This window comes from Subsaximicrobium wynnwilliamsii (genome assembly GCF_007997225.1).
GTDB lineage: Bacteria > Bacteroidota > Bacteroidia > Flavobacteriales > Flavobacteriaceae > Psychroserpens > Psychroserpens wynnwilliamsii.
In genome coordinates this window covers 1-10,443 of sequence record NZ_VORM01000043.1, presented here as the reverse complement: position 1 = coordinate 10,443, position 10,443 = coordinate 1, and the positions used below count along the sequence as shown (strand labels likewise).

General features: G+C 36.4%; 14 protein-coding genes. 10 read left to right on the top strand and 4 right to left on the bottom strand.

Annotated features, from left to right (window positions below):
* From ESY88_RS21970 to ESY88_RS21230, 3 genes are all read left to right on the top strand, one after another.
* Positions 1–161: IS3 family transposase (locus ESY88_RS21970; protein ID WP_147087245.1), on the top strand; the 161-nt coding region annotated here is incomplete at its 5' end.
* Between the two features lie 729 nt (positions 162–890).
* On the top strand, positions 891–2,048 hold the full coding sequence (locus ESY88_RS19705) for a universal stress protein (RefSeq protein WP_147088422.1): 1,158 nt from the start codon (positions 891–893) through the stop codon (positions 2,046–2,048).
* 341 nt (positions 2,049–2,389) lie between these two features.
* On the top strand, positions 2,390–2,527 hold the full coding sequence (locus tag ESY88_RS21230; RefSeq protein WP_189702668.1) for an SHOCT domain-containing protein: 138 nt from the start codon (positions 2,390–2,392) through the stop codon (positions 2,525–2,527).
* Positions 2,528–2,922: 395 nt separating this feature from the next.
* Here ESY88_RS21230 and chrA read toward each other — a convergent pair whose 3' ends face one another.
* On the bottom strand, positions 2,923–4,044 hold the full coding sequence (chrA, locus tag ESY88_RS19700; protein ID WP_147088421.1) for a chromate efflux transporter: 1,122 nt from the start codon (positions 4,042–4,044) through the stop codon (positions 2,923–2,925).
* Positions 4,045–4,263: 219 nt separating this feature from the next.
* Entirely contained in the window at positions 4,264–4,647 is a 384-nt protein-coding gene (locus ESY88_RS19695; protein WP_147088420.1) for a MerC domain-containing protein, read from the bottom strand.
* Between the two features lie 98 nt (positions 4,648–4,745).
* Here ESY88_RS19695 and ESY88_RS21770 point away from each other — a divergent pair, with 98 nt between their 5' ends.
* The 7 genes from ESY88_RS21770 to ESY88_RS19660 all read left to right on the top strand — a co-directional run bounded on the left by ESY88_RS21770 (position 4,746) and on the right by ESY88_RS19660 (position 8,248).
* Entirely contained in the window at positions 4,746–4,982 is a 237-nt protein-coding gene (locus tag ESY88_RS21770) for an ATP-binding cassette domain-containing protein (RefSeq protein WP_147088419.1), read from the top strand.
* A gap of 10 nt (positions 4,983–4,992) precedes the next feature.
* Complete coding sequence (locus ESY88_RS21765) at positions 4,993–5,373, top strand: ATP-binding cassette domain-containing protein (RefSeq protein WP_147088418.1); 381 nt, start codon at positions 4,993–4,995, stop codon at positions 5,371–5,373.
* A 112-nt stretch (positions 5,374–5,485) separates the two neighbouring features.
* Positions 5,486–5,812, top strand: a complete 327-nt coding sequence (locus ESY88_RS19680; RefSeq protein WP_147088417.1) for an ABC transporter permease family protein — start codon at positions 5,486–5,488, stop codon at positions 5,810–5,812.
* 36 nt (positions 5,813–5,848) lie between these two features.
* On the top strand, positions 5,849–6,220 hold the full coding sequence (locus tag ESY88_RS19675) for an FtsX-like permease family protein (protein WP_147088416.1): 372 nt from the start codon (positions 5,849–5,851) through the stop codon (positions 6,218–6,220).
* A 146-nt stretch (positions 6,221–6,366) separates the two neighbouring features.
* The gene (locus ESY88_RS19670; protein WP_147088415.1) at positions 6,367–6,810 is read left to right on the top strand and encodes a hypothetical protein; all 444 of its coding nucleotides are present in this window, start codon (positions 6,367–6,369) and stop codon (positions 6,808–6,810) included.
* Positions 6,811–6,828: 18 nt separating this feature from the next.
* A complete protein-coding gene (locus tag ESY88_RS19665) occupies positions 6,829–7,236 on the top strand; it encodes a Fur family transcriptional regulator (protein WP_147088414.1) in 408 nt (135 codons plus the stop codon).
* A gap of 508 nt (positions 7,237–7,744) precedes the next feature.
* Positions 7,745–8,248, top strand: coding sequence for a hypothetical protein (locus ESY88_RS19660; protein WP_147088413.1), 504 nt, complete (start codon positions 7,745–7,747; stop codon positions 8,246–8,248).
* An 84-nt stretch (positions 8,249–8,332) separates the two neighbouring features.
* On the opposite strand, the gene ESY88_RS19655 is transcribed toward ESY88_RS19660, so the two are convergent.
* Positions 8,333–9,139 carry a hypothetical protein gene (locus ESY88_RS19655; protein WP_147088412.1) on the bottom strand — a complete coding sequence of 269 codons (807 nt, stop codon included), beginning with the start codon at positions 9,137–9,139 and terminating at the stop codon, positions 8,333–8,335.
* 64 nt (positions 9,140–9,203) lie between these two features.
* Positions 9,204–10,133, bottom strand: coding sequence for a DUF5829 family protein (locus ESY88_RS19650; protein ID WP_147088411.1), 930 nt, complete (start codon positions 10,131–10,133; stop codon positions 9,204–9,206).
* Positions 10,134–10,443: the final 310 nt, after the last annotated feature.

The following is a 10,443-nucleotide window of genomic DNA, read 5'->3' as shown; positions in this document are numbered from 1 at the left end:
GTACAAATAGATATAGATTTGCGTCGAGTGAACAGCTGCATGCGTGCCTGGTAGAATATATAAGCTGGTACAACACCAAAAGGATCCATTCAACCTTGGGGTATAGAACACCATTGGAAATGCAACTGAAATTAGAAAATTTAATCAATAAAGCGGCTTAATAAAAATAGTCACGCTTTATGTAGGAATTCCAACCCTTAGAATGTACGCCGATCGTAAAAAGTGGGATTTGCAGGAGGTATGGTGCAGAAATGCAAAAACAGTTATAGGCAATGCATAAACCATCCCATGTATTGGAACAGTTTAGAATCATTGTTGCCCGATAAAAGATATTAGACCACTTTGTTTTTAGACGCTAGACGCTAGAAGTTAGAGGCTTGAGGTTAGAAGTTAGAGGTTAGAGGTTAGAGGTTAGAGGTTAGAGGTTAGACTAAGTTTTAAATACCTCGCTAAGAACGGCCACGCGATAGATTATTTATTTTTTCTGAAAGAAAAAAGATAGTGTTGAAAATAAGGAGTAAGTTTGAAAACGCTCTAAACCCGCATAATAATCTAGGTTCATAAGGTGATATTTAATTTTAATCCAACACTAATTGATTTAGAATATAGAATCATTAGTGTCCGATTAAAAATAGTTTAGTTTAATAAATCTTTTTGGCATGAAGGGTTTCACTAGTTTTTTAAAATGACCCCCTGCTTTTTAGAAATAATTTAAGGAGATAGAGAAGCCATTTTTCATTTTAAGATATATCTGTTTGTCAGGTAGTTAGAATCAAGTCTTTCCCGAAAGCTTTCGGGATTGGTTCTAAAAGCGAAGCGGTCTTGTGTCTTTTACCGGACAACAATGATATAGAATTTATAAAAGAGTTAATAATTTCAAATTATAGAACATGATACTACTCGAAAAAATATTATTCCCAGTTGATGTCAATATCGACACAAAAGAACAATTGAATTCGGCCATGAAAATCGCTAAATTATGTGATTCCAAAATTTTCATTATGCATGTACTTCCTGATGAAGGATTAAATGATGCGATAAAACAGATTGTTATTGACTATGCTACTGAAACCCTAAACAAAATAAAAGCTATTTTTGAGAAAGAGGGTGTAGAAGTTAGTGAGCCAATAATAGAATATGGAAAACCTGTTGATAGTATACTTAAAATGGCAGCCAAAGAACATGTTAATCTCATTCTTACTGGTTGTGGCAACAAAAATGAAAAGGAAAAATTTAAGCGAGGCAGTACAGCCGCAGAACTAATGCGGCAATCAGATATACCAGTGTGGGTCGTTAAGTCTGGTAAGGAAAATAAATTAGATAATATATTGTGTCCTATCGATTTCTCAGAACCTTCTAAATACGCACTCAATAATGCCATTTTATTATCAGAATTTTTTGATGCGAATTTAACTATTTTAGGTGTTTTTGAGCCTTATGAACATTTATCACCAAGATTTAAAGTAGATATCAATGAAATAAATTCTCATAGACGAGAAGAGACCAAAAATAAAATGGATGAATTTATCAAGGATTTTGATTTAAAAGGCATAAACCATAAAATAGATATCAAATCTGGAGCCGCGCACATTGAAATATTAGAAACTATTAAAGAGGAGGGGCATGATTTACTAGTTATGGGAACGCACGGTCGCTCAGGAATAAACAGATTTGTAATGGGTAGTGTAACGGAAAAAGTTACCCGTGAGGTACCTTGTTCTTTTATGACAACCAGAACAGATGTCATTATTCAATTAAAAATTAACAATGAAATAACAGAAATAACAGAAATAGAAACGCACTTTAAAAAGGCCAACGATTTAGTTCACGGTAACTTTTATAAAGAAGCAATAGGTAAATATTTAATTTGTTTAGAAATAAACAGTATGCATATTCCTTCTATGTTTAAACTTACGAAAGTTTTCAAAATTATTGGTGATCATGCAAAAGCGGAGTACTATAGTGCCATGGCTAAAGATGTGTTAACTAGGTTATGCGATGAGAAAATTGAGAAAGAAATCAGAAAACATTACCTTCTTGAGGATTAGAGCTTTTGTTTGAACTAAGTATGGTATCAATACATTCGGAAAGGTTATTATAATTTATCGAATGTGTTTTATTGCTAGAATCCATGTTATCTCCTTAATTTTGGAGTATATTTTTATGTCTTCCGGATTTAGATTTTTTGAATATTCGCTTAATTAGCAATTATATCATTTGAGCATTACAGAGCAAATTTACAAGACATTAAAAAACGATAATATGGACTGTGATAACGACCATTATTAGGGAATGCACTTTGTTTGGTGGGTCATTTGGATGTTCGTTGTCATCTGGATTTTTGTTGCGTCTTATGGAAACAAAAAGGCGGCCGATAAATATATTCCGTTTGACAGTCAAACCCCCATTGGGCATTCTGCAAAAAAGATATGCCTTAGGCGAAATTACCAAAGAAGCGTATTTGGAAGCGAAAGAAACAATCGATGCAAAAAAACAATTAAAAAGAAATGAAGGTCAAGATCTATGAAGGCAGGTCGTTGGGAATTTTTTGGAAGCTATTTTTATTCATTTCTAAATTTTGACTGTTTAAATTACAGACGGCTATGTTTTTTAATTGTTACTTTTTTTTTGCATTAACACAATGGTCTTGTATAAGGGAAAAATAGGGGATAATTTTCCGTTTATTACTGAACTTGGCTGAAAGGTATTAACTTTTGGGTCAAACACAATGCCCCTATAAGTTATTGCCCACAGGCTTTCCCACGTTTTGTTATTTAGATCATCTTCTTTCTCGTTTGTTCGGATGCGTACGTTGGCAAGACATCCTATTTTGATCCCGAAGTTTCGGGATTGCTGGCGTGGTGGCTTTAGGGAATTGCAAATGTGTATGGCATTGAGCACAGGCTTATTTTGGCCCTATTTTTAAATCAAGGTCAATAAATATCCTATTACTGCTCCTCCTAAAACTATAAATGCACTATTCATTTTTTTGAAAACAAACACCACAATCAAACTTGCAACAGCAATTAAAATTGTACGCCAATCTGTTAGCGTGTCTTTTGCCATTTCCACACTAACTGCAATTATCAATGCAATAGCTGCAACATTTACTGCGTCCAAAATTGCTCCTAAGATTTCTGATTGCCGCATTTTCGGTATCAACGGATTTAATATTAGCACGAAAAGAAATGAAGGAAGAAAAATACCTATAGTTGCAGCAAGTGCACCTGTAATTCCGTTCATTTGCCATCCTATGAACGTTGCAGTAGACAAAACCGGTCCTGGCGTTATTTGTCCAATAGCAACTGCGTCAATTAATGCTTGTCTTGTAAGCCATCCGTTTGCAACTAATTCTGTATCGAGAAATGCAAATAAAACATAACCGCTACCGTAAAGAATTGCGCCAACTTTTAAGAACGTTAAGAATATTTTCAGAACACCAATTTTTGAAGGGTCGACAAGCTGAAAGAGTAATAGAGGAAAAAAGCTTGTTAAATTTCCTGTATTTTTTTTGAAGAAGTAAATACCCAAGCCAAGCAAACCGCAACCAAAAAGAGCGATTATTTCGTTCAACCCGAATAAACAGGCAACTAAAGTAATAATACCTAAAATTGCAAGTTCCATGTTTTTTACCGCTTTTTTTCCAAGTCGGAAAGCCGCCATTATGATTATTGCAATAACTGCTGGTTTAATTCCGTAAATGAAAGGCTCAACTTTTGGTAATTGACCATATTGTTGATAAAGCCAAGCAAAAACAGAAGTTATGACGACCGCAGGAAAAATGAAACAAAATCCTGCAACGAAGAGCCCTTTCCAACCTGCGCGTTCGTGTCCACAATGCATTGTCATTTCAGTTGAATTCGGACCCGGAATTAAATTGGTTGCACCCACCAGGTCGAGAAAGTGTTCTTGTGTCATCCACTTTCTTTTTTTGACAACTTCATCTTCCATCATTGCGATGTGAGCTGCTGGTCCACCAAAAGCAATACTCCCAAGCTTAAAAAACAATTTTGCAATTTCTATGAGTTCTTTGTTATTTGGCATATTGGTAAGTTTGGAATAACAATGGTGTTTTGTAAGTAAAAACAAAGCAACAAAATATAAAAATTTTTATTGTGCTATGTTACATGATCAATAAATAAAATGCCCCCTACAAAGTATATGTAGAGGGCATCTCTTTGGAACAAATAAAAGTGTGACTAATTCAAATCTATTGTACCGTTAAATTAAACGTGGCTGCAATATTTTTTTACCTCCCACAAGTCAATGCAAATGCGGTTTTACACTTAAAAGCTTCCAGTTCCTGTAATGGGCATAACTTACTAAACAAGCGCCAAAAACCGTGTTCCCGGTTTCCCACCATAACGAAAAATCCAAGCGGCTAATACCAATAAATACAAAACCGATTGCAGCCAACCACAATGGCATACTGCGTTGATGTATTTTTCGGTAGCTAGGCCATAAAGACACCACTACCAAAATAACACCCAAGGATATAAAAGACCATTCTATTAAGGGGTTGTGTAAAAAATGAATACTGCTCAATGCTGAAAAAGAAAGGAGTATGGGTATCGCTGCACAATGTATCGCACAAATGATCGAACTGGTCAGCGCAATAAGGTCAATGGTTTGGTTTTTTAGTTTCATCCTATGGAATTTTAGCTAACAAATATAAATGTTATGTTTTTTAAATGCAACTCAATTGCATTTAGTTTATATTTGATTACATTTGAAAAAAACGAGGAATGTTAAGCACTCATAAACTCCATTTTTCCTATCCTAGGGGCCCATCATTCGATTTACCGGATATTACCTTGGCAGACCAAAAGCATTTACTTATTCTGGGCAAATCTGGTGTAGGAAAAACCACCCTGTTACATTTGTTGGGATTGCTTTTGCGCCTCAATAGCGGGAGTATTACAATCAACGGTAAGGAGTTGAGTGTACTTGGGGAGCGGCAAAAAGGATTTGTACCGCGTTAAAAACATCGGGATGGTTTTCCAAAAACCCCACTTTATAAAATCGTTGAACGTTATTGAGAATATCGAGAGCAAACTTTATTTCTCAAAAGCAGGAGTCGAAACCAAGAAGATGGAAACAATTCTGGATGCTCTTGAAATGACACCTTTTAAACACACAAAAGTAGCTGAATTGAGCGAAGGGCAAAAACAGCGCCTTTCCATAGCGATTGCACTCATAAGCCGTCCTAGTCTTATCCTTGCCAATGAGCCGACCTCTGCCCTTGACGATAGTAACTGCGCCCAGGTTCTTTCTCTTCTACATAATACTGCGGAGGTAGTAGGAGCACATTTGTTGGTTATTACTCACGACCAACGGGTCAAGCCTTACTTTTCAAATACTTTAGAGCTATGAAATTGATACAAATCAGCTTTAAGAATTTGGTCTTAAAAGTGCGGTTCCCATTTCTTATGGCGACAATTTCAAAGGGTATCGCATCATAGGTTCCACGACCGATTTTGCAAAAATGTACAAGGGAAGTTTAGCGGAAGGAGAGGATTTTAAAAAGCCCTTTGAGGCTGTTTTGGTAGCAGGTGTGGCAAAAACATTGGACCTGAAGTTAAAAGATACTTTCTTTAGCGCCCACGGTTTGGTCGAAAACACATTGGAAGAGCACAACGAGCATCAATTAATCGTAGTCGGGATTTTGGTAGAAACACACAGCGTGCTGAATAACCTGATTGAAACACCTTTAGAAACGGTCTGGGAACTTCACGAGGAACATAACCATAAAGTGAGCGAAGAGGGCATATCTTTAAAAGGGGAAGAACACGAAATGGATGGGGCAAAATAAGACCATTCCAATCATCCTAAAGAAACTACGGCCCTTTTGGTAACATTCAGAAACCCATTGGCACAATTGCAGCTCCCGCGACAAGTTAATGCTACTACCAATATGCAGGCAGCCCTAACCAGTTATGAACTGAAAGGGCTTTTCAATTTTACGGGTGTAGGAGTGCTGATTATAGGCTGGATAGCAGTGGCAATTTTGATCATTTCGGTATTTAGTATTTTTATGAGCCTATATAGGGTTGTTTGGGACCGCCATTATGAGCTTGCACTAATGAGTGTTTATGGAGCTTCTAGGGTGCAGCTATTGTGCTGCGTTTTCTATGAAGGATTCCTGCTATCCATTTTGGGCTATGCTTTGGGCGGGTTTTTTGAGCAAAGTGGGGCTTTACATTTTCAAGGGCGTACTTGATGATAGATTTAAATTTGAACTTGCTCCCTTTAGTTTTCAGCCGGAAAAATTGTACTTACTTTTAACATTATGTATTTTAGTGATCTTTGCTACCCTTTTGGCAACGTTGCCCTTATTTAAGTTGAATGTTTCAAAAATCTTGACCGATGAAAACTAATTTAATTATTGCAATATTACTTTGTTGGTTCAGCGCAACAGCCTTAGGACAACAAAAAATAACTTGGAAAACCTTGAGCGATGTTTCCTTTGCGGACGAATATTTCCCAGAGGAAGACACCTATTTCCTAACCCCTACTTTTGGCGCGTCACTCCATAAACTTCAAAATGTTGAAATAATAATCAAAGGGTATATTTTGAATATCGATCCATCAAGTAGGGTATACCTTGTCTCTGAAAATCCGATGGCAAGCTGTTTTTTTTGTGGAATGGGAGGTCCGGAGACCATCATGGAAGTTCGCTTTACAAAGAAGCTAAGCTTTAAGACCGATGATATTGTTACTATTACGGGGACTTTTAAACTGAACGGGGATGACATCAACCACTGTAATTATATTCTTGAAAATGCAACGGGAAGATTGGAAAATAATTAAACTTAATCAACAAAAGTAATGAAACAGCAAAAACTAAAAGTTGAAAATGCGTTAGCTCATGTCCATTTAAAGAAAACACCTGTAAGGATTACGCTATTAAGTCATTTTATGACCGTTGACTGCGCACAATCCTATTTTGATATAGAAAAAGCCTTCAATAAAAAATTTGATAAATCCACCGTTTATAGAACCTTAGGAAGTTTTGAGGAAACAGGGCTTTTGCATCGTATAGACGATGCTTCCGGAATTACCAAATATGCGTTCGGCAGATTTGGCGATGGACATAACCACTATCATTTTATATGCAACCATTGCAAAAACACCTATTGTATAGAAAATGACGAAGCGGAATTAATCCCACTTCCAAAAGGTTTTCAATCCAAACACATCAGTACGATTATTAATGGTATTTGCGCAAATTGTTAGCTTTATCTTTACATTCAACTTCCTTTCAATCCTCATTTTTACAAGAAATGAAAATTAGATACTTCCCACACTTCTATTGGGCATTACCCTTTCAGGCTTGGCACAAGAAAATAATGTCCCCGCTTCCTATTCAAATATTGGCATAGACAAAGATTCCAAACTTTATTTCGAGAAAGGAAGTGAGTGGTTTTTGCTGAAGAAACGAAACCCTTTTATACTTTCGAAAAACTCTTTAGTCCAAAAGGAACCGTTGACGGTGTTGCATTGGATTTTGGAGATTTTGAAGCCAGCATTACCTATGGTTTGATAAGTAGCTCATAGACGGCAAAGCCCTTATTGATATTAAAAGGGATTTTAGATATCCCTATGATTTTGTGGATTGGCAGGGCAAGGGACAATTGACGATGGGCTATAGGTTGATCGATAATCGATAAAATAGTTTTGAGAGTTAAAATAAAATTCCAATTAATTTATTCTTAAATTTACTACAACCATTAAAACAAAAATTATGAAAAAAGTATGTATTCTATTATTTGCAACGGCTTTGATGTTAGTTGGTTGCGACAACAAAAAGAAAGACCTTACCGCACAATCTGAGACTTTGATGAAAGAAAGCGACAGTATCGAGGCCTCCCACCAAAAATTTGAGGAAATTCACAAAGAAATGATGACAGAGCATGAGAAGTTCACGGAACGACTCAAGGGGATGGAAGTGCAGGATTCCACACTATTGGGAGATTTGGCCAAGCACGAGGTTATTCTTAAAAGTCACGATGCCATCATAGAGAGCCACGCAGATCTTATTGCGGGACACAAGCAGCTCAAAGCCGACTTTGATCAACTTAGCGAAGTAGAAATGGAGGCGCAACTCAAACAAATTGAAGAAGACCACGACAGGTTGATGAAAGAGCATGCCACCATGGAAGAAGAACACGAGATGATGATGAAGGAGCATCAAGACATTAAAGAAATAATGACAGAAGGAATGGAGACAGATAGCGATATGGAGTAGCAATAATTACTTATAGCTTCATTTTAAAGGTAAAAACCGTACAGTTACTGCACGGTTTTTTTATTTTAAGAAATTGGCTATCCATTATTCCTTAAGGGTTACTGTTCGAGTAACCTCATTAAAGCCGCCTGGTAATAAATTGCCTTCGGCATCCAATAGTTCAAGTTTAATCGTAACCTCTCCTTTTGGCAGACCCTTAATGACCTGTGGAGCCCATTCGGTAATCATAAATTCTTTCCCATTGATGGTGGCGCGTACTTTATTGCCACTATCGGACAAGGTGGTGTTCAACAGAAAGAAATCCAGCAAGAGGTTCTCAGTATCCGCACCACTGTATTCGCCTTTGGGGCGGCTGTAGATTAAGGTAGGTTCCTCAAAATTGACGTTCATATCATCTGTGGCCCCTCCTAAGATTATTTTTTTCGTCACTAGGGAATTTTCATTCTTGACTGACTCGTGGTACGAACGGCTCAAAAATGCAACAAGATAGTGTGTTCCTGATGGCATTTCCTTTTTAAAATCAGATTCATAATGGGCGGAATATGGCTGATTATCCAAAATAAAATGGATGTGCTGCCCCTTATCTGAATTGGCCAGCTTAGCTGCCAAAGGGCTATCGGTCTGTTCGCCCAGTTCATAATTGTTGACCTCAAAGGCAAAATCAATTTCTCCAGCCTTGTCGATTTCCATCTTGGTAGGTTTCGTCATTTTAAGGGAAGCATCTGCATATTTTGGCGAGCCTTCCAACTTTTCAATAGTAATGGATGCTGCTGTGGAATCATTTTCCATCTCGGTAGCCATACTGGTTTGAGTTTCGGTTTTTTTGTTTTCTTTGCAACCTATAGACAATACAAAGCTTAGTGCTACAATACTTAACATTTTGGTTTTCATTGTTTTCTTTTTTTAGATTAATAATTCGATTATTTATTTAATTTGACCCTCTGAAAAATGCATTTTACTGAAAGGTCCAAAAGGATTTCTTTCCTGTCGTTTTAATGGTAATAGTGCCAATTTTCAGCGTTCTGTTATCCTCTCGGTTGAGTGTGGTTTCCATCTGTAAAAGTTGGCTTTTTTCCTTATATCTTGTCAAAATAAGCTTGATGTAAATATCACCTGCTTTAAAAATGAGGTCTTCCCCTTCTTTCTTTTCAAGGGTGCAGCCCAGTAATTGCAATTCCTTGCCGATTCGGTATTGGTCTGCCAAATTACAGTTCAACGTAATGGACACAACATTCTTAAATAATTTTTCTGGAACATAGGCCTTTTTTAAAAAATCCTCTCGCGTATAAACATTGCGTTTTTCTCCATCTATGGCCTCCAAAAATTCAGGATTATAATAGGAATACCAGGTATATAGATTGGTCTTCATCCCAAAGGTATAAAAAGCTTTGTACCAAATTTGTCTTTTATCTTTTATCGTAAATGAAGCTGTGTCCCAAGCTCGTAAAAACTTTGTTCCTTCTTCTATAAACTCTGGGCTTTTGTTTAAGGAAAACGGCTGTTGTTCGCCCAACGAAAAGCCGATGCCGATTTGCCCAACAGGTTCTTTAAAACTGTTATTTGGTCCCAAAATTTCCAGATAATGGGTTTCGCCACGCAAATAGATATTGGTAACGGTATCATTTATTTTATTAAAGTGGGGCATACCACGATCCATCCCTGCATACTGTTCATTTAAAAATGTATTAGAGCGTAACAGGGCATAGGTGCTACTGTCCAAAACAACGTAAAAGTGGTTGAAAAGTACATTGTTCGGGTTTTTGTTGAGCATTGCTTGTATTTTATGTTTGCCAATCAAAAGATCTTCAGGTAGTTTTTTTTCCTGTTTACAGCCAACTAAAAAAACAATAGCTAAAAAAGCAACTTGTATGTATTTCAATTTCATCTAAAATTGTTTTGAAAAAGTTATTTTACTTATAAATTGTGTACTCCGTTATGCCAAATACAAGTTGTTGGTTTTTGAAATGTTTATGTGACGTATTTTTTTTATTGCTATAATTTTTAATTTCATTAGGAGTGTTTTAAAATAAGCTGTTTCTATTAAAATTTATATTGTATATCCGCAAACAGCCCTAAAATGAAATAATTATCGTATATTCACTTGATATTAAAACAGTTGATTATGAATATATTTGATTTTGGAGTTCATTTCACAGACGAAAAGAGCTGTCGTACACATTTTAAAGAGGAACGAG